The 26,274-nt window shown below is 59.2% G+C and carries 19 protein-coding genes, 1 tRNA gene and 1 riboswitch; of the genes, 11 read left to right on the forward strand and 9 right to left on the reverse strand.

Going from position 1 to position 26,274, the window contains the following annotated elements; all coding sequences use genetic code 11:
* The first annotated feature begins 33 nt into the window (after positions 1–33).
* From DCC27_RS01845 to DCC27_RS01855, 3 genes are all read left to right on the forward strand, one after another.
* Positions 34–1,488 (forward strand): O-acetylhomoserine aminocarboxypropyltransferase/cysteine synthase family protein, encoded by a 1,455-nt coding sequence (locus DCC27_RS01845; RefSeq protein WP_110100311.1) that lies wholly within the window; start codon positions 34–36, stop codon positions 1,486–1,488.
* Positions 1,485–2,696: a cystathionine gamma-synthase gene (locus DCC27_RS01850; protein WP_110100312.1), complete on the forward strand. Its 1,212-nt coding sequence runs from the start codon at positions 1,485–1,487 to the stop codon at positions 2,694–2,696. Before DCC27_RS01845 ends, DCC27_RS01850 begins: the two co-directional genes overlap by 4 nt.
* 273 nt (positions 2,697–2,969) lie before the next feature.
* Positions 2,970–4,268 carry a YeeE/YedE family protein gene (locus DCC27_RS01855; RefSeq protein ID WP_110110034.1) on the forward strand — a complete coding sequence of 433 codons (1,299 nt, stop codon included), beginning with the start codon at positions 2,970–2,972 and terminating at the stop codon, positions 4,266–4,268.
* Between the two features lie 382 nt (positions 4,269–4,650).
* Here the strand turns inward: DCC27_RS01855 and DCC27_RS01860 are convergent, their stop codons facing one another.
* The 9 genes from DCC27_RS01860 to DCC27_RS01900 all read right to left on the reverse strand — a co-directional run bounded on the left by DCC27_RS01860 (position 4,651) and on the right by DCC27_RS01900 (position 14,968).
* Positions 4,651–6,324: an ABC transporter ATP-binding protein gene (locus DCC27_RS01860; RefSeq protein ID WP_110100314.1), complete on the reverse strand. Its 1,674-nt coding sequence runs from the start codon at positions 6,322–6,324 to the stop codon at positions 4,651–4,653.
* 5 nt (positions 6,325–6,329) lie between these two features.
* Positions 6,330–7,229, reverse strand: coding sequence for an ABC transporter permease (locus DCC27_RS01865; RefSeq protein ID WP_110099740.1), 900 nt, complete (start codon positions 7,227–7,229; stop codon positions 6,330–6,332).
* A gap of 18 nt (positions 7,230–7,247) precedes the next feature.
* A complete protein-coding gene (locus DCC27_RS01870) occupies positions 7,248–8,195 on the reverse strand; it encodes an ABC transporter permease (RefSeq protein WP_110110035.1) in 948 nt (315 codons plus the stop codon).
* Positions 8,195–9,619, reverse strand: coding sequence for an ABC transporter substrate-binding protein (locus DCC27_RS01875; protein WP_158524697.1), 1,425 nt, complete (start codon positions 9,617–9,619; stop codon positions 8,195–8,197). The genes DCC27_RS01870 and DCC27_RS01875 overlap by 1 nt, the downstream gene beginning before the upstream one ends.
* Before the next feature lie 206 nt (positions 9,620–9,825).
* On the reverse strand, positions 9,826–11,199 hold the full coding sequence (locus tag DCC27_RS01880) for an NtaA/DmoA family FMN-dependent monooxygenase (protein ID WP_110100317.1): 1,374 nt from the start codon (positions 11,197–11,199) through the stop codon (positions 9,826–9,828).
* A gap of 19 nt (positions 11,200–11,218) precedes the next feature.
* Positions 11,219–12,376 carry an LLM class flavin-dependent oxidoreductase gene (locus tag DCC27_RS01885; protein WP_110110036.1) on the reverse strand — a complete coding sequence of 386 codons (1,158 nt, stop codon included), beginning with the start codon at positions 12,374–12,376 and terminating at the stop codon, positions 11,219–11,221.
* 9 nt (positions 12,377–12,385) lie between these two features.
* A riboswitch (SAM riboswitch) is annotated at positions 12,386–12,511 on the reverse strand.
* 76 nt (positions 12,512–12,587) lie between these two features.
* Positions 12,588–13,730, reverse strand: coding sequence for an LLM class flavin-dependent oxidoreductase (locus DCC27_RS01890; protein WP_110100319.1), 1,143 nt, complete (start codon positions 13,728–13,730; stop codon positions 12,588–12,590).
* A gap of 584 nt (positions 13,731–14,314) precedes the next feature.
* Positions 14,315–14,387: transfer RNA gene (locus tag DCC27_RS01895), tRNA-Lys, on the reverse strand.
* A gap of 98 nt (positions 14,388–14,485) precedes the next feature.
* Complete coding sequence (locus tag DCC27_RS01900; RefSeq protein ID WP_233242775.1) at positions 14,486–14,968, reverse strand: hypothetical protein; 483 nt, start codon at positions 14,966–14,968, stop codon at positions 14,486–14,488.
* A 136-nt stretch (positions 14,969–15,104) separates the two neighbouring features.
* Between DCC27_RS01900 and ilvD the strand changes: the two genes are divergently transcribed.
* From ilvD to DCC27_RS01940, 8 genes are all read left to right on the forward strand, one after another.
* A complete protein-coding gene (gene ilvD, locus DCC27_RS01905; RefSeq protein WP_110110037.1) occupies positions 15,105–16,841 on the forward strand; it encodes a dihydroxy-acid dehydratase in 1,737 nt (578 codons plus the stop codon).
* A gap of 343 nt (positions 16,842–17,184) precedes the next feature.
* Complete coding sequence (locus DCC27_RS01910) at positions 17,185–19,056, forward strand: acetolactate synthase large subunit (protein WP_110100320.1); 1,872 nt, start codon at positions 17,185–17,187, stop codon at positions 19,054–19,056.
* 3 nt (positions 19,057–19,059) lie between these two features.
* Positions 19,060–19,575 (forward strand): acetolactate synthase small subunit, encoded by a 516-nt coding sequence (gene ilvN, locus DCC27_RS01915; RefSeq protein ID WP_110099732.1) that lies wholly within the window; start codon positions 19,060–19,062, stop codon positions 19,573–19,575.
* Positions 19,575–20,606 carry a ketol-acid reductoisomerase gene (gene ilvC, locus DCC27_RS01920; RefSeq protein ID WP_110100321.1) on the forward strand — a complete coding sequence of 344 codons (1,032 nt, stop codon included), beginning with the start codon at positions 19,575–19,577 and terminating at the stop codon, positions 20,604–20,606. Before ilvN ends, ilvC begins: the two co-directional genes overlap by 1 nt.
* Before the next feature lie 235 nt (positions 20,607–20,841).
* The gene (gene serA, locus DCC27_RS01925; RefSeq protein ID WP_110100322.1) at positions 20,842–22,437 is read left to right on the forward strand and encodes a phosphoglycerate dehydrogenase; all 1,596 of its coding nucleotides are present in this window, start codon (positions 20,842–20,844) and stop codon (positions 22,435–22,437) included.
* Between the two features lies 1 nt (position 22,438).
* A complete protein-coding gene (gene metG, locus DCC27_RS01930; RefSeq protein WP_110110038.1) occupies positions 22,439–24,058 on the forward strand; it encodes a methionine--tRNA ligase in 1,620 nt (539 codons plus the stop codon).
* Between the two features lie 10 nt (positions 24,059–24,068).
* Positions 24,069–25,118, forward strand: a complete 1,050-nt coding sequence (locus DCC27_RS01935; RefSeq protein WP_110100324.1) for a 3-isopropylmalate dehydrogenase — start codon at positions 24,069–24,071, stop codon at positions 25,116–25,118.
* A gap of 19 nt (positions 25,119–25,137) precedes the next feature.
* Positions 25,138–26,265 carry a branched-chain amino acid aminotransferase gene (locus DCC27_RS01940; protein ID WP_110099728.1) on the forward strand — a complete coding sequence of 376 codons (1,128 nt, stop codon included), beginning with the start codon at positions 25,138–25,140 and terminating at the stop codon, positions 26,263–26,265.
* Positions 26,266–26,274 lie beyond the last annotated feature (9 nt).

The following is a 26,274-nucleotide window of genomic DNA, read 5'->3' on the forward strand; positions in this document are numbered from 1 at the left end:
TGGCAGACACGCCCTAGTATCAAGGGGGACGTTATGTCTACTACCAGTCACTTTTCTGCCGAAGACTCTGAGGGCCCATGTCAATCCGGGTTTAGTACCCAACAAATTCACGCGGGCCGTATCCCGGATGAATCCATTCGTCCTGTACGCGAACCAGTCTATGTTTCAGCTGCCTTCGGATTCGATTCTTTCGCCCAAGCCCGTGAAGTCTTCGCCCAACGTCAACCTGGACTGACCTATTCCAGAACTGGAAATCCCACGGTTGGATTGCTGGAACGGCGACTTGCCAGCCTGGAAGACGGAGTCGGGGCGGTCGCCACCGCGTCGGGCCAGGCCGCCATCACGCTGAGTGTGCTGGCCCTGGCAGGACGGTCCTCGCAAAGCCCAGACGGTCAACCCCATCCGGAGGCTCCGGCCGGCCACGTGGTGGCTTCAAACCGTATCTATGGTGGCACCGCTGACTTGCTCAACGACAGCCTGGCGGAAGCCGGGATCACCACCACCTGGGTCAATCCGCACGATCCCCAGCAGTGGGAGGAAGCGATCACCGAACGCACGCGGGTCTTTGTGGTCGAATCCATTGCCAACCCACACGCAGACCTGCCGGATATCCCGGCCTTGGCAGAAGTTGCTCACCGGCACGGGGTGGCACTGATTGTCGACAATACCCTGGCGACACCGTATTTGCTCCAACCTGCTCGTCTGGGTGCTGACCTCGTGGTGCACTCGGTGACCAAATACTTGGTCGGAAACGGTTCCTCTCTCGGAGGAGCGGTCATTGTCACGGACAATTTCCATCCCTCACAACGTCCAGAGCTATGGCCACAGCTGACCACACCACGCCCTCGTTTTGGTCCTCAGTCCTTGGTGGAGAAATACGGGGAGGCAGGCTCTGTGCTGCATCTGCTTCGAGCACAGTTGCTCAACGACGTGGGACCGGTGCTATCGGCGTTGAACGCCCAGCAGGCTTTGGAGGGTATTGAAACGCTCGACCTGCGGTTGCCCCGCCACAGCCAGACCGCTACGGAACTCGCTCGTCGACTGGAACAGCACCCCGGTGTGCGTTCGGTGAGCCACCCCTCGCTGGAATCTCACCCGAATAAAGACATTGCGGAACGAGACTTCACGCGGGGGACGGGAGCGGTATTCTCTTTCGAATTGAATACCGATTCTGCCGGTGTTGAGCGGTTTTTCAATTCACTGCAGCTGTTTACCCTGGCGGTCAATCTTGGCGACTCTCGCTCCTTGATCACCCACCCGCTGACCACGACCCACTGTCGCCTTTCGGAGGAGCTTCGCATCGCTGGACAGATCAACGAGACCACCGTGCGACTGGCAGTTGGACGCGAAGATGTCGACGATTTGTGGCACGACGTCAAACAAGGGCTGGACCAGCTTGTTCAAGCAAATCAGCCCGCGTCCGAACAGGTCTGGGCAGATGCAAACACCACTAAGGCAGAAGAATCAGCAAAGGCGGCACTGTCATGACAACTCTTGATCTTCACCACAACATCCCGAGCAAGAAAAACGAAAATCCCACCCCGGGGTTCCGAACCCGAGCCATCCATGCTGGTCAAGACCCGGATCCACTGACCGGAGCGGTGATTCCACCGATCTATCAAACCTCGACGTTTGTGCAACCCGGTGTGGAAACACTACGCGCTGGCTTTGAATATTCCCGCGGCGGTAATCCCACACGGACCGGTCTCGAAGAACAGCTGGCCAAGCTCGAGGCCGGTGCTGCAGCGTTTAGTTTTGCCTCGGGCATGGCTGCTGAAGATGCTCTGTTGCGGGCGGTGCTGAAACCTGGTGCAACCGTTGTCAGCACGGCCGAAACCTACGGTGGTACACACCGACTGCTCACCCAGCTCTACGCTCGGTGGGGAGTTAATACCGTCTTCGTGAGTCCCAGCGAGCAAGACAAGCTCGCTCAGGCGGTGGAAACATACCGTCCTGACGTGGTCTGGTTGGAAACGCCCTCCAACCCGTTGCTGACCGTGGTTGATATCTCTGCCTGGGCAGAAGCAACGCATCAATATGGCGGACTGCTCGTAGTGGATAACACTTTCGCATCACCGGCACTACAACAGCCGATCACTCTCGGTGCGGATCTGGTGATTCACTCAACCACCAAATACATTGGCGGCCATTCAGACGTTTTGGGTGGCGCCATTGTGGTTGGCCAGACGAGCTGGGAAGACAAACCACTAGCCGAGGTCATCGGCTTCCAGCAATTCGCTGCCGGTGCTGTGGCAGGCCCCCAGGACTGTTTCCTCACCTCTCGTGGGTTGAAAACTCTGGGCGTGCGGATGCAACAACACTGTGAAAATGCACGAATCATCGCGGAATGGCTCCAGGATCGGTCCGAGGTCGACCAGGTTTTCTACCCCGGATTGTCTTCCCACCCCACTTACGACATCGCTCGTCGACAAATGAGTGATTCCGGGGGGATTGTGAGCTTCCGATTAAACGGGGGAGAGGCCAAAGCGCGTCAGGTGGCCGAATCCACCGAAACGTTCCTGTTATCGGTCAGCCTCGGTGGCGTCGAGTCGCTCATCTCTCATCCTGCCACCATGACACACGGTTCCACCAAGGGCAGCGAACAAGCTCCGCCCGCTGATGTGGTGCGGCTCTCCGTGGGCATCGAAAACATCGAGGACCTGCTGATCGATCTTGAGCGCGCTCTGCGCAGCTAGTTGGATCCCACAGAGCACAGACCAAGCTCACCAGTAACAGCTCGGGCCCCTCGCAAGCTTGCGACGGGCCCGAGCCGTTGCTGGGCACACTTCGCGAAACACGGGCGCGCCAGCGGTTCTGGGGAGAAAGTTCCGTGTTAATGTTCGTGACCGGGTGATGACCCTTTATGACAGACAGCTGATGTTAACAACGTGATCGGCGTTAGCCTGGTCCAACTAATGTCTCTGCCCAGCGTTTGCTGGTGACGTCTGTTCCGAAGGGTCTGTTGAGCAATGACAACTAGCAAGACAAAAACAGAATTCTCAGTCTTCGAACCGGCGCCGACTCGAGTAGAACCTCCGAAGCCTGATCCGGTTGGTCCGGTACAACGTAACAAGATCAGCATCTTCATTCTATTGGCCATCGGGTTGTTGGCCCTGATCTACAATGTCAACTCCCTCAACGCCGGCATAGAGCAGGGGCTCTACTTCGGCGTGCTCTTTCTCATTGGCCTCGGACTCGGCGTAGCGCTATTTCACTCCCGGTTCGGTTTTACCTCCGCCTGGCGACAGCTGGTAGCTGTCGGCAATGGTAAAGGACTTCGAAATCACGCTCTCTTACTCGGGACAACTGCAACAATCTTTATGTTGCTCTTTACCACCGGGTGGGGAGCCTTCGGCAACGAACCGACGCCCTATGCCGGGACGATCGGGGTAGGGCTTCTCCTAGGTGCCTTTATTTTCGGCATGGGGATGCAATTGGGCGGTGGTTGCGCCTCGGGAACACTTTTTGCCGTGGGCTCCGGACAATCGATGGTGATCCCCACGCTGATTGGCTTTATCGCTGGTTCCATCATCTATACCGCCCCATTTTTCTACCCGTTGGTCTCTGACCTTCCCGGTATGGAACCGGTATTGCTCTCAGACCATGTCGGCTATGTGGGAGGCTGGGCGATCACCATTGCGGTGCTACTTGTTATTGTGGCGATCACGCGCGTTGTCCAGGGCCGTCGCAACCCACCTCCAACCGGAAACCCTCCGACAGCACGTGGTGCTGCTCGAATACTACGAGGCTCATGGCCGATGTGGGTTGGAGCACTGGTGCTCGCGGTGCTCGGCGGGGCCGTGATGTGGGTCTCTGGCGGAATTTGGGGCATTACCAATGCCTTCGCTCTGTGGGGCGCCAAGGTTCTACAGTTCATTGGTTTCCAGCCCGAAACGTGGGAATTCTGGCAACAAGAAAACTGGGCCGCCATGCTGGAGGGTTCAGTGCCTTCCCACAAGAACTCACTGACAAACTTTGGCATCATGATCGGGGCAGCCCTTGCTGCTACGGCGGCCGGGACCTGGGCGTTTGCCCGCAATATCAACTGGAGGCAAGCAGGCATCGCTGTTCTTGGCGGCATCCTGATGGGGATCGGCGCCCGTCTTGCCGAAGGGTGCAATATCGGCGCCTACTTAGGTGGCATTGCCTCGGGATCCGTGTCGGGTTGGCTGTGGGCCGTGGCCGCGTTGGCGGGTACCTGGGCCGGGTTGAAAGCCCGCGCGCTGTTCGGGATGGATAATCCGAAACCGACCGACTCGGTCTGCTGATTCCCGTTTCCCGATTTTCCCGTTCCCCTACGATAACGCGATTCAGCGGTCGTGAGTCGGGCCTTCGTGACTTTGGGGCCAAGCAGTCCGGCCACCTGGAGCGGACGGCGGCTACCAGCGGACTCGTCCGTGCACTCCTCAGCCCCGCACGGTGTACGGCGAGAATCTCAAGACAGGAGCCTCCGAGAGCCCTGCAGGTCGCTGGTACGTGCTAACGACGGCGCTGATGATGACGGCACTCGTGTGCGGTGGGCTGACGGGTACGGGACACAGGGCGAGGAACCGACAGCAGAAGACCTCCGGTGACTAACGGAATCTGAGATCCGCATCGTGGTGGCCGGAGGTCTTTCAGCTATTGCGGTATTGGGTGTCGCTGGCGTTGCTAGTGTCCTGCCCCAAGAGGTTCAACAGCCTTGAGCAACGAGGCGGTGTATTCTTCTTGCGGGTTAGCAAACACCTCTTGGGTGGTGCCGGTCTCGACAATTTTGCCCTGGTTCATCACCGCGACGCGGTGTGCTAGTCGGCGTACGACAGCCAGGTCATGGGTGATGAACAAATAGGTCAATTCGTGTTCGGCTTGCAGATCCAACATCAGGTCCAACACCTGTTCCTGGACCGAAACATCCAGGGCTGAGACCGGCTCATCGCAGACCACAAAGTCGGGGGATAAGGCCAAGGCCCGTGCAATCGCGACGCGTTGACGCTGACCGCCAGACAGCTCCCTGGGCAATCTGGACCCAAACGTGGCGGGTAACCCGACTTGGTCGAGCAGTGTCTCGGCCGTGGCACGACGCTCGGCGCGGTTGCCGACTTTGAAAGCGCGCAGGGGCTCGGTGATGATCTGCTCCAGGCTCCAGCGAGGGTTTAATGACGCAAACGGATTCTGGTAGATCAACTGCGCCCGGCGGCGCAACTGTCGCCAACGACGTCCCGACAGGTTATGAACGGGTTCCCCGTCGAAGGTCACGGTCCCCTCGGTCGGAGTATCCAAACCGAGTACCAATCGTGCGGTGGTAGATTTACCGGACCCCGATTCACCCACGAGTGCCAGTGTCTCACCGCGCCGGATCACGAAATCAATGCCGTCAACGGCGTTGGTACGCAATGTTGAGGCGTCATGGCGCCGTGACGTGGCCTTCGGCTGGGCGAAATGGCGTTTCAGTCCGCGGACCTGGACCAGGACTTCGGTTTCGACCTCCAGTGGGGGACGGATATGTGTCGAGCGGTGTAATGAATCAGCCGCAGTCACCAGACGCTGGGTGTAGCTGTGCGTGGGGGTATTGAGGATGGTTCCGGTGTCTCCGATTTCCACCACGTTTCCGTGGTGCATCACCACGGTGGTCTCGGTGCGTTGCGCAGCGACTGCCAAATCGTGGGTGATGAGCACCAAGGCGATGTCTCGCTCACTGATGATGGAATCCAGCAGGTCCAAGATCTTACGCTGCACCGTGGCATCCAGAGCGGAGGTGGGCTCATCCGCGATGAGCAGATCCGGCTCGGGAGCCAAGGCAATAGCAATGAGGACGCGTTGCCGCATACCACCCGAGAGTTGATGTGGGTACTGGTCAAAACGGGTCTCTACCGCATCGAGCCCTACCTGGTCGAGCAACTCCAGAGCGCGTTGACGGGCAAGAGCCTTCGGCACCTTCTGGTGGGCGCGAATGGCCTCAATGAGTTGATGGCCAATGGTGTAGACCGGGTTGAGGCTGACACCGGGATCCTGAGGGATCAATCCGATCTTTTGACCACGGAGTCGTTGCCAGGCTCGATCAGAGCTCAGCGCGACGGGGGTATCGCCCCAGGAAAGTTTGCCGTCACGAATGGAGGCTTCCGGCGGGAGCAACCCGAGCAAGGACAGAGCCAAGGTGGACTTGCCGGACCCGGACTCGCCTACCACGGAGATTCTCTGTCCGGGGCAGACAGCAAAATCGATGCCGTGTAGGGCCGGTGTGGTGGAGGACCCGGATCGATAATCGACTTTCAGTCCTTCCAACTGAAGCAACGGTGTCGTTGGCTTCGGGGCGCTCGACGAGGCATTTTCAAGCAGAACGGTCATGGGAATCAAACCCCCTTTCGCGCGGAAATCCGGCGGGCAATGACGTGGACGGAGAGCACAGTAGCAGCTACCACCAGGCCTGGTAGTAGCGTCAACCAGCTAGCACTGTAGAGATAGTTGCGGCCCTCAGAGACCAGGGCTCCCCACTCAGGTGCCGGCTTGGGAGCACCGAAGCCCAGGAAGCTCAAGGCGGAGACCGCTAGGATGGCGTTGCCGAATTCCAACACGGCCAGCGCGATGATGGGTCCGGAAGCATTGGGCAACACGTGTCGTACCAGGATGCTGAATCGACTGGAGCCGACGGAACGGGCCGCATCAACATAGTCTGCACCCGAGACTTTGAGGCTCTCGGACCGTGCGATGCGAGCGAAGGTTGCCACGGACCCCACAGCGACAGCAATGGCAACATTCAACGAGCCGAAACCGAGTGCGGAAATCAACGCGAGTGAGAGGAGCAACGAAGGAATCGCCAAAAGGACATCCACGATGCGCATGATGACCTGGTCGACTTTACCTGCCAGGAATCCAGAGAGCACTCCGAAGAAGCTTCCGCTCACGAAGGCGATGACAACGGCCATCAGGGCGGTCTGCAGTGACAGTGAAGTACCGTGGACTACGCGGGTGAACAAATCTCGGCCGAGTTGATCGGTACCGAACCAATGGGCCAGGCTGGGCGACTGTAGCACGTTATTGGTATCACCTTGGTAAGGATCACCGGGAGCCAGGACCCCGGGGAAGAAGGCCGCGATCACCACGAGGGCCAAGAATACACCGGCCAGGATCAGCCCGATTCGAGACGTGATGGATTTTGGCGAGAATTGTGGTGGTCGGTTGTGTTGAGATCGTTGTGCGATGGTGGGTTCTGCGGACGATCGGGGCAGTCGAGCAGAGAGTGTTTGAGTCATGATGAGTTTCCCGTTCTCTTAGGCGAAACGACGGCCAAGTCGTACTCGAGGATCGATCGCTGGCAACACCAGGTCCACCAGCAGATTCACGGTGACAAAGACGACAGCTGCTAAGACGACAATGCCTTGAACCACCGGAAGATCCTGAGTGGAAACAGCCTGAACCGTCAGCTGTCCGACACCGGGACGTGAGAACACCGTTTCAACGATGACTGACCCGGCTAGTAAACCGCCGGCGACCAGTCCCACCATCGATAGGGCCGGGACCAGTGAGGTTCGGGCCACATGGCGCAGGTGCACGGTAAACCGGTTGAGTCCCTTTGCCCGCGCTGTATTGACGTAGGACTCTGCCGAGCTTCTTTCCAGGCTGGATGCAAAAACCTGGCAGATCACCGCGCCAATCGGAAGGCTGAGTGTTATCGCCGGAAGAATGATTCCGGCCAGGTTCGCCCCACCCAATGCAGGTAGCCAACCCAACTGGAAACTGAAAACCTGAATGAGTAACAAACCAATGAAGAAGGTGGGTAAAGAGATGGCCAAGGGAGGCAACGACAACAATAGGTTCTTCAACCAGGTGATGTTCGTATAGGTGGCGAGCATGGCAATTGCTGCGCCCAACACTACGGCGAGTAACAACGCGACCCCCGCTAATTGCGCGGTGGAGGGGATGACCTCGGCGATCGCTGTGGAGACCGGTTGACCGGTTCGCATCGATTCACCGAAATCACCAGTGATGGCGGCACCAAGACGGTTGAAGTATTGGACGATGAGCGGATCGTTGAAACCATAGGCTTCTCGGTACGTTGCGAGTGTCTCTTCATCCACGGCACTCGGGTCGCCACCACCAGCGGCCATGGCCAGCACAGGGTCGCCGGGAATCATGTAGAGAATAATGAAACTGACTGTATAGGCTGCCCACAAAACGAGCAGCGCCATCAGGACTCGGATGCCAACGTAACGGGCCATCAGTCCTCACCTCGATTCAAAGTCACGTCGTACAGACGAATTCGTCGATCTGAATCAAATCGCAGCCCGGATACCTCAGCGGAGGTGGCCATGACGTTGGTGTGATCGATAACTGGAATGGATGTGTAGTCCTCAATCAGTGCTTTTTGAGCTTGGTGGATGGCTTCTTCCCGTGCTTCGGGGTCCAGGGTTGTGGCCTGAAGGGAAAGAGCTTCATCGGTGTGATATCCCTCCGGCAGATGAGAGGTATTTGCCAGACGAGAGTCGAAGACAGTCCGGAGAATGTCGGCATCAGAACGGGTAGTGTTGAACCAATCGAGGTGGTAATTGCCCTCGGCCACTTTGGCCGTCCACTGGGCGGGGGTCCCCTCATCTAGTTCTGCGGCGATACCGACTTCTGAGAGTTGCTGTTGGATCAACTCCACCGAACCCGAGTTCGTAGCGGTGATGGCTGACCAGGTGAAATCAAGTTCCAGGCGTTCGCCGTCACGAACCAGGATGCCATCGTCACCAGGGGTGAAGCCGGCCTCCGCCAGTAGCTGCCGTGCTCTTTCAGGGTCGTAGCGTAGCTCTTCGGAGAAATCACTGTGGCCCGGAGTGGTCGACGACAAGATACTCGTGGCTGCGGGAGCCCCATCAGGGTAAACGACCTCGGCCACTTGTTCCCGGTTAATAGCCAGCGAGATGGCTTCGCGCACAGCATGCTCTTGAATCACCGGACTGTCGTGGTTCAGTCGAAGCGACATCGGTACTCCGGGAACGGTCAGTGTGTGCAAGGTGGCATCGGTTTGTTCGATAGCGGGAATATCCTGTGGCGCCACGCTTCCAATAGCATCAACCTGCTCTGACTGCAAGAGCCCGGCGCGTACTCCAGATTCCTGAACGACGGTAAAGCTCACCCCGGAAATCTTGGGTGCCGAACGGTTTTCGTATAGAGGCGAACCCCAGTCGTAATCCTCCCTGGCGACCAGGTTAATTCCTTCATTAGGGCGGTAGGAATCCAAGACAAATGCACCGGACCCGATAACCCCTTGGCAACGTTCATCATCCGAGAGCTCGATGGACTCCGAAGCCAGCAACCCCAGGTTGTGGGTGGACGTGGCTTGTAGAAATTGCGCATTTGGTTCGGAGAACTTCACCACAAATTCGTGGTCGTTGACGATCTCGGTGTCCTCGTAATTCTCCAGATAGCTTCGCGCAATATTTCCGCGTGGACCGAACTCGAGAATTCGTTCAAAATTGGCTTTGACGACCTCAGAAGTCACAGGCTCACCATTAGAAAAGGTCACTCCGGGGCGCAGGGTGAATGAGAACTCGGTAGCTTGGTCGTTGACTTCCCAGTCAGTAGCTAGCCAGGGGACGATTTCACCGGTCTCAGGGTCCTGGTCCGTGAGTGAATCTACCAAGTGACGTGTGGAAAACACCGCATCATTCAGAATGAGTTGCTGAGGATCAGCGCAACCAGCGTCCGAACCAACCGCTATGTGTAAAACGTTCTCCTCGTCCACTTCCGCGGCGGGGGAAAATTCCAGGCCAGTTCCACTGCTGCAACCAGTGAAGGCGAATAGGGCCGTTGCAACAAGGGCTAGTGAGCGGACGCCATGACGTGAGGACCGTGCGTGACGCTGCTTCATGAGACATTCACCCCTTGCCGGAAAGTTGCCCGGCCGGTCGTGGCCGGATCCCACGTTGTGGGCAGACCGAGTAGTTCACGTAACGTTGCGCCCTCTGGGTAGTCGGTGCGTAGAGCACCCCGCTCTTGGAGTAACGGAACAACGCGGTCGATGAAAGGCACGAGTCCGGTCGGGCTCAGATGTGGTGCCAGAATGAATCCGTCGCTGACATGGGTTTCCACAGTCTCAATCATTTCGGACGCCACGGTTTCAGGGCTTCCGACGAAGGTCTGCCGCGACTGGGTGGCAATCACTGTTTCGCGCAGGTTCAGATTGCGCGCCTCAGCGATGTCCCGTAGCTTCTGCACGGTCGCGAACCGGTCGTCATGCCTGACCTCACTGCGACCCTTACTGATGGTGGTTTCACCGACCACCGGGTCCACATCAGGAAGTGGGCCCTCGGGATCGAACTCTGAAAGCTCTCGGTTCCAAATCTGTTCCAGCAACAGGATGGCGGTCTGACCGCTGACCTGCTGAGCCCGAATCGTCGCAGCCAGTTCTTCTGCTTCTTCATCGGTATCTGCCACAACAACGGAAGTACCCGGCAGGATCTTGACAGATTCGGGATCACGGCCGGCCTGTCGCACCCGCTCGGAGAGTTCATGGTAGAACTGTCGGCTGTCTTCGTTATCAGTGTGCAAAGTGAAAATAGCATCGGCGTTACCGGCCGCGAAGTCTTGACCCTGAGCGGATTTTCCGGCCTGGAAGATCAACGGACGCCCCTGAGGGGAACGGGGGAGCGGGAACTCGCCGTGAATATCGAACTGATCGTTGGTGACGTTCACACGTTCCCGCTCGGACTCGACATCTTTCCAGCTTGCCCAGAAACGATTGGCAACATCCAGAGCCTGAGAAGCCCGCACATAGCGGTCCGCCCGGTCGAGGTAACCGCCACGACGGAAGTTGGCGCCGTGGAAGGAATCGGAGGTGGTGACAATATTCCAACCAGCTCGCCCGTTGGAGACATAGTCCAAGGTTGAAAATTGCCGAGCCACCTCATAGGGCTCATTGAAGGTGGCGTTAATAGTCCCGACCAGTCCAATGTGGTCGGTCACCGAGGCCAAGGCTGCCAAGATCGGCAACGTGTCGGGGCGACCAACGACATCCAGGTCGTGGATCAGACCCCGGTTTTCGCGCAGTCGGAGCCCTTCGGCCAAGAAAATGAAGTCCAGGCGACCACGCTCGGCTTCGGCGGCGAACTTCTCAAAAGACTCGAACTCAATGTGGCTTCCAGACTCCGGATCGGACCACACGGTGTGATGATTCACCCCGGGGAAGTGTGCCCCAAGGATGATCTGGCGAGGGGAAGAGTGATTCTGCTGATTCGTCATGAGTGTCTCCTGGGGGAGGTTAGTGAGCGGAAGCGGACGAGGAAGCTGAGGCGTACCGGTTTGCGGGACGACCAAGTCCGAACCGGGCCCGCAATGGAGCGGCATTGTTATCGGCTGGGTGATCTTGGAGTGTCTCCACGACAGATTTCAGGTGCTGCTCGATCACAGCAAGGTCGTGCTGGTTCTGGGCAGGCCAAAGCCGGACGCCATCAACCCCGGCGGCCTTGACCTGGTCGAGGCGTTCACTGAGGTGCTCTGGAGTACCGATGACGACCTCATCGGCCTGAGAAGGATTAAGGGTCTGGACCTCGTTGAGGCGTTGCCAGCGTGCGAGCGCCTCTGACTCGTCTGGATCAACCGCAAAGTACACATCGGCCACGACCTTCGGCGGCGCGTTCTTGTCACGACCGTGCTGGTCGGACAGCGTTGTAATCCTTTCGTGGAGTGAGGTCAACTTCTCCGGGGCCGAGGTGCCGGTGAAGATCACGTCGGCAGCGCGCACTGCAGTGTTCAGCACCTCTTCGCTGGTACCTGCAATGGTGACCAGTGGCTGGCCTTGCGGTGGCCGGGGAACGATAGAGGGGCCTTTGATGGAGAAGAAGTCTCCTTCGAAGTCCACGTAGTGGAGCTTGTCGCGGTCGATGAATCGTCCGGTGGCTACATCGCGAATCTCGGCGTCGTCTTCCCACGAATCCCACAGACCGCGCACGACCTCGATGACGTCGCGGGCTTCAGCATAAAGCGAGGCCTCATCGTCGTAGGCGCGTCCTCGTCCCACTAGCAGCGTTTCGGCTTCGGTGGCTGAGACTGCAACCTGCCAGCCAGCGCGACCGTGACTGACATAGTCAAGCGTGGCAAGATTTTTCGAGACGTGGAAGGGCTCGGTATGGGTGGTGGTCAGCGTCGGGATCAGGCCGATCTTCTCGGTGCGGGGCGCCAACCACGAGGCCAGCAACGACGTATCGAATCCCGGGCGGGTGGCGTCATTGAACGCATCCTCGAGGGTCACGAATCCGGCCCCCAGGTTCTCAGCCTGACGCACGAGGTCTTCCCACGCTGTGATGGAGAAGTTATCGGCAAGAGCCTGCTGGCTCCGGATGGCTGCGGGGTGGAAACCCCCTCGATCCAGCGCAACTCCGATGACGAAGTGGGAGGTTTCGGGTGTGGCACGTGACATGATTCTCCTTAAACACACTTGCCGAATGGGCCTTGTCTTCACCTGGAGCACCCCACTGTGTAAGAGATTGTGGTCGATCTCCAGAGAGAGGGTTGCTGTCCGATCAGCCAGGGCTTGAAATCGGATCTCGTGACAATAAATTCTCGGTGGTGGTTGGGTAGTTGATGGGCTGGGATGGGTGGTCAGGGGTAGCCGGAGGGCAACGGGGAAGCTATTGCCAGGCCTCAGCCAACAGCTGGAAGCTACGCAGGCGGGCTTCCGGGTCGTGGGTAATGGTCGAGATCAGCAATTCGTCGGCTTGTGTAGCGGCCTGTAGCGCCTTGAGTTTCTCGACCACCTGGTGCGGGTCCCCCACGTAGCGGGTCGTCGTCCGGTCGCGGACCAGGGGTTGCTGTTCGGCGGTGAGCTGGTTTTGTGCAGCGGTATCGGGTGAAGGATATGTGATAGCGCCTTGACCGCTACGGATGCTGTAGACCCACTGGTCGTAACCAGCTGCCAAGGTGTCAGCCTCGGAGGTGGTATCGGCCACCAAAACTTCAGCGGAGACGATGGTGTATGGGGCATCGAGGTCTTCGCTGGGTTGGAAGCGCTCGCGGTAGTCCGCCAGAGCTTCCAGAGTATGGGTGGGGGCTACGTGATAATTCGCACCAAACCGTAGTCCCTTTTCTGCGGCCAGTTGCGAGGAGTCACCGGCGTTGGTACCCAAAATCCAAATCTCCGGAGAACCCACATCCGCGGTGGCATTCGAGATCGGTTCGCCATGTACTACGGCGCGGTCATGGAACAAATCCAGTAATTGATCGAGGTACTCATCATAGAAGCGAGGCTCCGCGCCGGGCTGATGCAATAGGGCCTGCTGAGCGGTAGCACGCGGTGAGCCAAAGAGGTGAGACAAATCGGGGGAAGCGGGGATAAACACGCCGTTGTCGGTCTCGTAGTCGTCTGACTGCTGCTTAGCCTCATCTTTCTTCTCTTGTTTGGCAGCTTCGGCCTCGGTGCGCTTCTTTTTAGGGCCCTTCAACCCGGCACGTCCCAAGCCGAGGTCAATTCGTCCCGGAAAGGCCGCTTCAAGCAGGCTGAATTCTTCTGCCACCGAGAAAGGAGTGCGGTGACCGGTCAGAACCGTTCCGGAACCAAACCGCAAGGTTCCGGTTTCACTGGCCAACAAGGCGATGGTCAGGGCAGGGGAGTAGCCCAACATCCCTGGGTTCAGGTGGTGCTCCCCGTACCACAAGCGGTGATAGCCGGCTTCTTCAATGCCACGAGCAAAGGCTCGAGCATGATCAATACCTTCGGCAGGGGTATACCCTTCAGAGAGCGGTACCAAATCGAAAGCGCTAAGCCGGACTGTCATCAGATCACTTCCCGTTTTCCCATTGACGTTGGTTGATAGAGGAACGATTAACCATTCTTCAGATAGGGAAGGCTGGGACCTAGTCGAGGTCAAAGCACTGACACATTCGTCCGTTCATCTCTGGCGCGACGGTTTCCCCTGTCATATATTTCGTGTCCTTGACGCAGTGTTACACGTACCAGGCCACGCTCAACAGGCGGCCCGTCGCGAGAGGGCCGGTACGACAGGTGGCTCCCACCCAGGGTGTTGCGCCACGTCGGGACATGGTGGTCGATGCCTCATGAGGTACCCTGCTCTGGGACGAGAGAGCGAGAGGGTGGGAGGTAACGATTGCACCGGATGGATCAGATCGTGGTCCTGTCGCGGGCGTGATGCAGGAGGAGTAAGTCGGTGGGCACCAGCGCCCAGACCATGACGGAGACTCAGAGCCACACGGAAGCTGGCAGTCAATAGGCACAAACAACCCAGCGTGGAGGCGGGCCTGGTGGCTTTAAAGCTGTGGGTAGACGGTGGATTTGCCGTGTCCGCCGGATATGACAACGGCACCTGTTTGACGTGTGGCCAAACGAGGTGCCGACTTAGAGTGCGCCCCGTGGGACTCGAACCCACAACCTATTGATTAAGAGTCAAGTGCTCTACCAGTTGAGCTAGAGGCGCAGAACTAGATGCGCGTTTCGCACGAGGAACTACTCTAGCAGAGGAGTTTATCGATTGTTAAATCTGAGCGGTGTGACGATCACGACCTCTTGTTCAGCCTACTGATCTTGCTTGCGCTTGTAGAGCTCATCGAGCTGGTCCATCAGTTCGGTCATGAACTCGTGAAAGTCCTCCGAATCATCGAACTGCTCGAGAGCCACGCTGTGCCCGGCACCGAGAGGAACCTCGGGGTCTCCCACCACATCAAAATGTGCGCGATGGCCGGTCACAGTGGTGACTCCGTACCCAGCACCCGAATCAGACACCATGGCTACATTCGACAGGTCAATGGTCAGGATGTCTTCTCGGTCGGCCTCGGTGTGCACCCCAAAGGCTTCGACCTCTTCGGTGACGATCGGCAGCAATACCATCTCTAAAGGCTGGCGACGATAGCCGATCACGAAGGCCGGTCCGGTCGCGACCGGGTGGGCATAAATCAGGTTGTAATCGCCGTAGTTAAAAATTGTGGCTTCAAAGAGCAAACGCAGGCGCTGCTTCAGCGCCGCAGACGAGGAAGAGCCCTGCTTGAGGTGTGCCATCATAATGGACCAGTCTAGTCTCTGGGATGACGCTGCGTCATGATGAAATCACCAGCGATTGATTTACTCGACGATTCAGTCAGTGCAATGTGTTCGTCGTGTTGCAGATAACAGGGGCGAGCAGTCGTAGACTGTCGTCATGACACCTCGCACTACGGACAATTCATCTGAGCCAGATCTCAAGCCCCGCTCACGGGACGTGACCGATGGGATGGAAAGGGCCCCAGCCCGTGGCATGCTCCGTGCCGTGGGCATGGGGGATGAGGACTTCTCCAAACCGCTGATCGGTATTGCGTCGTCGTGGAATGAAGTCACCCCCTGCAACCTCTCCCTGGACCGTCTGGCTGATGCCGCGAAGTCGGGTGTCCATGCAGCCGGCGGGTACCCGCTGCAATTCGGCACCATTTCGGTCTCCGATGGTATTTCTATGGGCCATGACGGTATGCATTACTCACTGGTGTCTCGCGACGTGATCGCCGACTCGGTCGAGACGGTGATGATGGCTGAGCGCTTGGACGGTTCGGTGTTGCTAGCCGGGTGTGATAAGTCGCTACCCGGGATGATGATGGCCGCCGCCCGTCTGGATCTGGCCTCGGTATTCGTCTATGCCGGGTCGATCATGCCCGGCTATGCAACCTTGTCGGATGGCAAGACTCGGCAGGTGACCCTTATCGATGCGTTCGAAGCCGTAGGGGCATGCGCTCGCGGGTTGATCTCGCGCGAGGACGTGGACACCATCGAACGCGCGATTTGTCCTGGCGAAGGTGCCTGTGGCGGGATGTATACTGCCAACTCTATGGCCTCGGTCGGGGAGGCCCTTGGTCTGTCGATTCCGGGCTCGGCCGCCCCGCCTTCGGCCGATCGTCGTCGCGATGCTGATGCTCGCCGGGCCGGTGAGGCTGTGATCAACCTCCTGAAACAAGGGATCCGCACTCGTGACATCCTCACCAAGGAAGCGTTCGAGAATGCTATTGCCGTGATGATGGCCTTCGGAGGCTCCTCGAACTCGGTGCTACACCTACTGGCCATCGCCAATGAAGCCCAGGTGAACCTGAGCCTGCACGACTTCAACCGGATCGGAGACAAGGTCCCGCACCTGTCAGATATGAAGCCCTTCGGTCAGTACGTGATGACCGACCTGGACCGCATTGGTGGCGTCCCGGTGGTCATGAAGGCGTTGCTGGATCTCGGAGTGCTCCACGGCGATGCCCTGACGGTGACCGGCAAGACTGTCGCCGAAAACCTCGAAGAACTCAACCCGCAGGGACTTGATGGCGAGGTATTGCGCACCCTGGACAACCCGGTGCACCCCACCGGAGGACTGACCGTGTTGCACGGGTCGTTGGCCCCGGAAGGCGCGGTGGTGAAATCCGCGGGATTCGACGCGGAGGTCTTTGACGGTACCGCGCGGGTCTTTGAACGCGAACAGGCCGCCATGGACGCACTGGCAGCCGGCGAGTTACAGGCCGGAGACGTGGTGGTCATCCGTTACGAAGGCCCCAAGGGAGGACCCGGTATGCGCGAAATGCTAGCCATTACCGGTGCCATCAAGGGCGCCGGTCTGGGTCAAGACGTGTTGCTGATTACCGATGGTCGCTTCTCCGGCGGGACCACCGGATTGTGTATTGGACACATTGCTCCCGAGGCAGCTGTCGGCGGACCCATCGGGCTGATCGAAGACGGTGACGCGATCCAGGTCAGCATTAAAGATCGTCGTATTGATCTGCTGGTCGATGAGGCCGAACTGGAGCGTCGCCGGGAGAACTTCGAGCCCCTGCCACCGAAATTCCAGCAAGGCGTGCTCGGAAAATTTGCCGACATGGTCTCCTCCGCCTCCGCAGGTGCGGTCACCTCACGCCCGGTGAGCACCCGGTAACGCAACAGTACAGCGCGCCACACAACAGCACAGAGCGGGCTGACGACACGGGGTCGTGAGATGGTCAAATCGGTGTGAGATAGCACACCGTGGGCCACCTCACGACATATTTGACTTTTCAGTTCCTCGACTGCAAATATAAGAACATGTCGAAGACCCTAGTAGTCGTTATGTAGCGCATGGCCTGAGTCGAGAAACTCAGCTGGCGAAGCACCGCCACCATGCGCTGACCCCGTAAGGCCCACACCAGAGCCGGTATCGGGGTTTTTTTATGGCCTTTTGTGCAAACCACAAATGGCGGAATCACGAGTCGAAGACAGAAGAAATGAATGAGGCATAGCTCATGAGTTCTGGAGCGAATATCACCCCGTCGGTGATGCCCCCTCATCCACCAACACGCGGCACGAGAACCACCGCCGGTGGATACGATGACCGAGTCCCCGGAGAGAACCGGCGGATCGAACCCACCACGATGACCGGCGCCGAGGCCATTGTCCGGTCACTGGAAGAACTCGGCGTCACCGATGTCTTTGGTCTACCCGGTGGGGCAGTTCTACCCCTCTATGACCCGCTTTTGGACGCTGAGAAGATTCGCCACATTCTCGTCCGCCACGAACAAGGCGCCGGCCACGCCGCCCAGGGCTACTACTTGGCGACCGGTAAACCCGGGGTTGCTATCGCCACCTCCGGGCCCGGTGCGACCAACCTGGTCACCGCCATCGCCGATGCCCACATGGACTCGGAAGCCGTGGTCTTCATTACCGGACAGGTCGGAGCCCAGTTGATAGGCTCCGACGCTTTCCAGGAAGCCGACATTGTCGGGGTTACCATGCCGATCACTAAGCACTCCCGGCTGGTGACCCGCAGCGAAGACATCCCGCAGGTGCTGGCGGAAGCGTTCTATATCGCCACCTCCGGTCGTCCCGGGCCCGTGTTGGTCGATATCACCAAGAATGCGCAGGAAGGCACCCTGGACTTCGCCTGGCCACCGAAGCCCAATATTCCGGGCTACCGTCCGGTGACCCGTGGCCACTCCCGTCAGGTGCGCGAGGCCGCCAAGCTCATTAACTCCGCGTCCCGTCCGGTGCTCTACGTCGGCGGTGGTGCCGCCCGCGGCGAGGCTCAAAAAGAACTCCTGGAGTTGGTGGAACTCACCGGCGCACCGGTGGTGACCACCTTGAACGCCCGGGGCATGGTTCCCGACTCGCATGAGCAAAACCTGGGCATGCCCGGCATGCACGGCACCGTGGCCGCGGTCACCGCCCTGCAAATGTCGGACCTGCTGATTACGCTAGGCGCCCGATTCGATGACCGGGTGACCGGCAAACTCTCCAGCTTCGCCCCCAAAGCCAAGGTCATTCACGCCGATATCGACCCGGCCGAAATCTCCAAGAACCGTGCGGCCGATGTTCCGATCGTGGGGGATCTCAAAGAGATCCTGCCCGATCTGTACCAGGACGTCACCGCATTGCGTGAGTCCGAGGGCACACCGGACCTCAGCGAATGGTGGACGGTGCTCAATAAGGTACGCAGCACCTACCCGCTGGGTTACCCACCCACCGACGATGGGCTGATGGCCCCGCAGACCGTTATCGAGAAACTCTCCCAGATTGCCGGTCCGGAAGCCGTCTACGTTGCCGGGGTGGGCCAGCACCAAATGTGGGCCTCCCAATTCGTGGCCTACGAACGTCCCCACCAGTGGTTGAACTCCGCCGGACTGGGCACCATGGGCTTTGCCGTCCCAGCCGCCATGGGTGCCAAGGTGGCCCAACCCGAACGGGTGGTGTGGGCTATTGACGGTGACGGATGCTTCCAGATGACCAACCAGGAACTTGCCACCTGCGTGATCAACCAGATCCCGATCAAGATCGCGGTAGTCAATAACTCATCGCTGGGCATGGTCCGCCAGTGGCAGACCTTGTTCTACGACGGCCGGTATTCCAATACCGATCTCAATACCGGAGCCGACACCGTCCGGGTGCCCGACTTCGTGAAGCTCGCCGAGGCCTACGGTGCTACCGGGTTGCGGTGTGAACGCGCCGAGAATTTGGAAGACACCATTAACCAGGCGATGCAGATCAACGACCGCCCGGTCGTGGTGGACTTCGTCGTCTCCCGGGACTCGATGGTCTGGCCGATGGTGCCCGCCGGGGTGTCCAATGACGATATTCAGGTTGCCCGTGATCTGACACCGGAATGGTCAGAGGAGGACTAGACCATGGCACGACACACATTGTCCGTACTCGTTCAAGACGTCCCCGGCGTGCTGACGCGGGTGTCCGGGCTGTTCTCTCGCCGCGCCTTCAATATTGAGTCCCTGGCGGTGGGCAACTGTGAAATCGACGGGCTCTCGCGCATCACCGTGGTGGTCGATGCCGATGGTGATCACCTGGAGCAGGTCACCAAACAGCTCAATAAGCTGATCAATGTCATCAAAATCGTCGAGCTCGATGATGCAGCAGTGCACCGGGACCACATTCTGGTCAAGGTCCGCTCTGATGCCTCCACCCGTGCCTCGGTGGTCCAAGCCGTAGAACTGTTCCGCGCCACCGTGGTGGATGTTTCCACTGATGCGGTGACCGTGGAGGCCACCGGTTCACTACAAAAACTTCACGCCTTATTGGAAGTTCTGGAGCCCTTCGGGATTCGAGAACTAGTCCGTTCCGGCACCATTGCGGTCGGCCGTGGCGGGAAATCCATGACCGATAGAGCCCTGTCTAAAAAAGGAGAATGATGTCCGTTCACAAGTTTTATGATGACGATGCCGATTTGAGCATCATCCAAAACCGCAAAGTGGCCGTGATTGGTTTCGGCTCCCAGGGCCACGCCCATGCCGAATCTCTGCGCGACTCCGGTGTGGATGTCACCATTGGTCTCGCCGAGGGCTCGAAGTCTCGTGCGAAGGCTGAAGCTGCCGGGCTGAAAGTCGCCTCCGTCGCCGATGCCGCCGCTGAGGCTGACGTGATCATGATGCTGGTTCCCGACCAGGTTGCCGCCACCGTCTACACCGAGTCGGTGGAGCCCAACCTGTCTGAGGGCAATGCGCTGTTTTTCGCCCACGGGTTCAACATCCGTTTCGATTACATTCAGCCTCCGGCCGGTGTTGATGTGGCCATGGTGGCCCCCAAGGGCCCTGGTCACGTGGTTCGTCGCGAATTCGAAGCCGGACGCGGTGTTCCTGCCCTGGTGGCTGTAGAGAAGGACGAGACCGGTTCGGCCAAGGACCTGGCCCTGTCCTACGCCAAGGGTATCGGTGCCACCCGCGCTGGCGTGATTGAAACCACCTTCACCGAAGAAACCGAAACCGACCTGTTCGGTGAACAAGCCGTGCTCTGCGGTGGGGCATCCCACCTGGTCCAGGCCGGTTTCGAGGTACTCACTGAAGCTGGTTACCAGCCGGAGATCGCCTATTTTGAGGTACTACACGAGCTGAAGCTGATTGTGGATTTGATGGTCGAAGGTGGTATCTCCAAGCAGCGCTGGTCCATCTCCGACACCGCTGAATTCGGTGACTACATTTCCGGCCCGCGCGTGATCGATGCCCGGGTGAAGGAGAACATGAAGGCTGTGCTGGCCGATATCCAGGACGGCTCCTTCGCCAAGCGCTTCATGGACGATCAGGCTCAGGGCGCCGAAGAGTTCCAGAAACTGCGCGCTGAAGAAGAACAGCACCCGATCGAAACCACCGGTCGTGAACTGCGCAAGATGTTCTCCTGGCTTAAGGACTCTGATGCCGACTACACCGAGGGCACCGCAGCTCGCTAAGCGCTCGCACGGCTCACTCGAGACTGAACCCCACCGCAAGGTGCGTGATCGATGATCACCACCTGCGGTGGGGTTCCGATCTTTCCCGCTTCGCACAGTCTCCCAGCCCTCGCTCGCGTCGTAGACTAGGTGAGGTGTCAGTGTTGGCGGGCCACATGGTCCGCTCATCAACACCGGTGACTGATGCACCAATAAGTGAACCACCCCTTGAGATGATGAAAGCGTGTCCAGAACCGTGACAAAACCTGTCGTGTTGATTGCCGAAGAGCTCTCCCCGGCCACCATGGACGTCTTGGGAGGTGACTTCGATGTTCGCCACACCGACGGGTCGGACCGCGAACAACTCCTCCAAGCCCTGCCCGAGGCCAACGCCGTCCTGATTCGCTCCGCGACCACCATGGATGCCGAAGCCATCGCCGCGGCCCCCAAACTGAAAATTATTGCCCGCGCTGGTGTGGGGCTGGACAACGTTGACACCCAAGCGGCCACCGACGCCGGGGTGATGGTGGTCAATGCCCCGACCTCGAACATCATCTCTGCGGCCGAGCTGACCTGTGCACATATCCTGGCTTCGGCTCGGAACCTGGCTGAAGGTAACGCCACCCTGAAAGCGGGGGAGTGGAAGCGCTCGAAACTCAAGGGCACTGAACTGTATGAAAAGACCCTGGGCATCGTCGGTTTAGGACGTATCGGATCGCTGGTGGCCGAGCGAATGCAGGCTTTCGGCATGAACATCGTCGCCTACGACCCCTACGTCACCGCCGCACGCGCTCAGTCCATCGGCGCGAAACTCCTCAGCCTCGAGGAAGTTCTCCAAGCCTCCGACTTTGTCACCATCCACATGCCACGCACTCCCGAAACCATGGGCATGATCTCGGACGAGCAGTTCGCGCTCATGAAGGACACCGCCTACGTCATCAACGTGGCACGTGGCGGTCTGGTGGATGAGGACGCTCTGACCCGCGCCTTGGAATCCGGGGCTATCGCTGGAGCCGGCATCGACGTCTACGTCAACGAACCCGCCAAGGACCTGGGCTTCTTCTCATCACCGAAGGCCACCGTCACCCCGCACCTGGGTGCCTCCACCTTAGAAGCCCAGGAAAAGGCCGGAGTCGCTGTGGCGAAGTCGGTGCGGTTGGCCATGGCCGGAGAGCTGGTGCCCGATGCCGTTAACGTCGCCGGGGGAGCGATTGATCCCTACGTGCGACCGGGCATTCCGCTAACCGAAAAGCTGGGACGAATCCTGACCGCACTGATGCGCAACCAGTCGCTGACCGCCGTGGAGGTCCATGTTGCCGGGGAACTGGCCGAGATGAACGTGGACTCGCTGAAATTGGCTGCCCTGAAGGGCGTGTTTACCGATGTGGTCTCCACCCAGGTCTCCTACGTCAATGCCCCGGTGATGGCCGAAAACCGCGGTGTCGAGGTGCGTTTGACCACCTCCCCGGAATCCCCGTCCTACCGTAATACCGTCACGGTGCGCGGAGCGGCCGCTAACGGTGAGCAGTATTCGGTTACCGGTACCCTGACCGGCCCCAAGCAGGTCCAAAAACTGGTCGGCATCGATGACTTTGAATTTGAGGTGGTCTTGGCTGACCACCTGCTGGTGTTGCAGTATCAGGATCGACCCGGGGTGATTGGTGTCATTGGTCAGACCCTGGGCGATCAGCACGTCAACATTGCTGCCATGGACGTCAGCCCCGATGGTGACAATGACACCGCCTTGGCCGTGGTCACCCTGGATGCCGCTCTGGCGGAGGGCACGTTGATCACCATCAGCGACACCATCGGTGCGGAACGTTCCTGCGAACTCAACTTGGAAGAACGCTGATATGAAATACTACTTGACCACCGCGATTGCCTACCCGAACGGCGACCCACACATCGGTCACGCCTATGAGTACATTGGCGCTGATGCCATGGCACGGTTCGCCCGCCTTGATGGGCGCGATGTGCGCTTTTTGACCGGCACCGATGAACACGGTCAGAAAATGCAACAAACCGCCCAGAAGCTGGGCATCACCGCCGCTGAACTCGCCTCCCGCAATTCAGCCCGGTTCAAGGACATGGACGACACGGTGCTGAAGGTGTCCTACGACCGGTTCATCCAAACCACCGACACCGATCACCGGGTGGCTGCTCGAGAGCTCTGGCAGCGGATGAGCGACAACGGTGATATTTACCTGGATAAGTACTCCGGGTGGTACTCGGTGCGTGATGAACGGTTCTTTACCGAAGACGAAACCGAGCTGGCCGACGACGGCACCCGCATCGCCACCGAAACCGGTACTGAGGTGACCTGGACTGAAGAAGAATCCTATTTCTTCCGGCTCTCGGCCTACCAGGACCGGTTGTTGGCACACTACGATGCACACCCTGAGTTCATCGCACCGGCCTCTCGTGCCAACGAAATCCGCCGCTTTGTCGAATCTGGTCTGCAAGATCTCTCCATCTCGCGCACCAGCTTCGACTGGGGCATTGACGTCCCAGAGCCCAGCGAAAAAGCCCTGGCCGCCGACCCTGGACTGGTCACCGACCAGAAACACGTGATGTATGTGTGGGTCGATGCCCTCGCCAACTACCTCACCGGTGCAGGTTTCCCCCACGATGATGAGATGTTTGGCTACTGGCCGGCTGATCTACACGTGATCGGTAAAGACATCTCCCGGTTCCACTGCGTGTTCTGGCCGGCGTTTTTGATGTCGGCAGGCATTGAGCTCCCGCAGCGAGTCATCATCCACGGATTTTTGACCAATGACGGCGAAAAGATGTCCAAGTCCTTGGGCAACGTGATTGCCCCGGCCGACTGGGTCGAGCACTACGGGCTGGATACGGTGCGCTACTTCCTACTACGCGAATTCAGCTTCGGTGCTGATGGGTCCTACACCCACCAGGCTGTGGTCGCCCGCAAGAACGCCGACTTGGCCAATAACCTGGGTAACCTGGCCCAACGATCGCTGTCAATGGTGTTCAAAAACTGCGACGCCCAGATTCCAGCACCCGGCGGTGACCTCACGGACGCCGACCGGGCGCTACTGGACCAAGCACAGCCGCTGTTAAAGATCAACCAGGACCACTACTACCGGCAAGAGTTCAACCGTGCCCTGGCCGAAACCTGGCGTGTGCTCGATGAAGCCAACACCTATTTCGCCGACCAGGCACCCTGGGTGTTGCGCAAAGCAGACCCCGAGCGGATGAAGACCGTCCTATGGGTGACGTTGGAAGTCGTGCGCCAGGTCGCGTTGCTGATCCAACCGGTCATGCCGGACTCTGCTACTCAGCTGTTGAGCCTGTTGGGTGTGCCTGCCGAGGGCGATGCCGGAGCAACCCTGGTCTCCGGGCACGGCCCGCGGTCCTTCGCGGCCTGGGATGAAAAGCTTACGCCCGGAACTGAGATTCCCAAGCCGGTCGGGGTGTTCCCACGCCACGACGACACCGACGATCAGCAGTAGGGGGCCGGTGATGACAACCATCCCCGCATTGGATCTTGCGGTGATACCCGGCGACGGGATCGGCCCGGAAGTTACCGCTGAAGCGGTCAAGGTGCTCAAGGCGGTCTCTCAGACCCCGGTGACCACCACCGAGTACCTGCTGGGTGCCGAGCACTATCTGGCCACCGGTGAGACCCTAACCGATGAGACCCTGGAGGCTATCCGTGGCCACCAGGCCATCTTGTTCGGTGCCATCGGCTCCCACCCGGGCGACACCCGGATTCCCTCCGGCATCCTGGAACGCGAGATCATCCTTTCATTGCGATTCCGCCTCGACCACGGGGTGAACTTCCGCCCCGCTCAGCTCTACCCGGGAGTCCGCTCCCCGTTGGCTGACCCCGGCGAGATCGACTTCGTGGTCTTCCGCGAAGGCACCGAAGGGCTCTACCTGGGACAGGGTGGTCGGTTGCGGGCCGGCACCGACCACGAGGTGGCCACCGAGGTTTCGGTCAATACCCGGTTCTCGGTAGAGCGAGTGGTGCGCGCAGCCTTTACCTATGCCGCCGAACACCGTGAGCGCAAACACCTCACCCTCGTGCACAAACACAACGTGTTGGTTCACGCTGGTCGGCTCTACCAGGACACGGTGAATCAAGTGGCCGAAGAATTTCCGCAGGTCACCCACGATTATCTGCACGTCGATGCGGCGACCATCTTTCTGACCACCGATCCGTCCCGGTTTGATGTGATTGTGACTGATAACATGTTTGGTGACATCATCACTGATCAGGCCGCCGCAATCACCGGCGGGATCGGTTTGGCGGCATCGGGGAATCTCTCCGATACCGCACCGTCGATGTTCGAACCGGTTCATGGATCCGCCCCGGATATTGCGGGCCAGGGTCGTGCCGACCCGACCGCAGCGATCCTTTCGGCAGCCATCCTGCTCGAACACCACGGTCAGCCCGAGGCCGCACGGGCAATCCGCACGGCAGTCAGCCGCGATGTGGCCAATCGCCGTCCCCGGACGACCGAGCAGATCGGCGATGACATCATCGCCGCCCTGCCAGAAACGAAGTGAAAGGTCGTTGATTTTCCCCATGGAATTTGAACTTCACCCCCATCCGGCACCCGTCAGCGCTGACGAACGTGCCCAGATTCTGAAAGATCCCGGCTTCGGTAGCTACTTCACCGACCACATGGCCACCATTGAGTGGAAAGCCGACGTGAGTGCCCAACGGGAAGCCGCGGCTGCCGGAAACTTCTTGGACATGAAAGGCACCTGGTCCTCGGCCCGGATCGAGCCCTTCGGCCCCATCACGCTTTCACCGGCGGCCGGTGTGTTGCACTACGCCCAGGAAGTTTTCGAAGGCATCAAGGCCTACCGCCACCAAGACGGCTCCATCTGGACGTTCCGGCCCTTCGAAAATGCGCGTCGGTTGAACCGGTCCGCACGCCGTTTGGCGTTGCCGCAATTAGACGAAGAAGCGTTCGTGAAAGCCATCCAGTTGCTGGTCGAACAAGACCAGGACTGGGTCCCGGACGGCGACGGTCAATCACTCTATATCCGCCCCTTCATGATCGGCACCGAAGCCTTCCTGGGGGTGCGCCCAGCCCGCGCGGTCTCCTTCCACGTGATCGCTTCCCCGGCCGGTAACTATTTCGGTGGCGAGCTCAAGCCAGTCTCGATTATGGTCTCCCGCCAGTACGCCCGCTCGGGCCCCGGCGGTACCGGTGAAGCCAAGTGCGGTGGAAACTACGCTGCCTCCCTGGCCCCGCAACTCGAGGCCGATGCTCAGGGATATAACCAGGTATTGTTCTTGGACCCCACCCACGACAACGCTGTTGAAGAGCTCGGCGGCATGAACGTGATGTTCGTGACCGACGACAACCGCCTGATCACCCCGCAGCTGACCGGTACCATCCTGGAAGGTGTGACCCGCAAGTCCATCCTGCAGCTGGCCGAAGATCAGGGTATGACCGTCGAAGAACGTCGTATCACCCTGGATGAGTGGGACCGTGGCGTGGCTGATGGGACCATTACGGAGGTCTTTGCCTGCGGTACCGCCGCGGTGATCACCCCGATCGGTACACTTCGCGACGGCGACCGGGTGATTGATTCCTCCCACTCGGACTTTGCGGTCACCAACCGGTTGCGTCAGACCCTGCTGGATCTGCAAACCGGTGCCAGTGACGACCCCTATGGCTGGCTCTACCGCCTGGCCTAATCAGATCGA

Source organism: Auritidibacter sp. NML130574 (assembly GCF_003185725.2).
Classification (GTDB): Bacteria; Actinomycetota; Actinomycetes; order Actinomycetales; family Micrococcaceae; genus Auritidibacter; species Auritidibacter ignavus.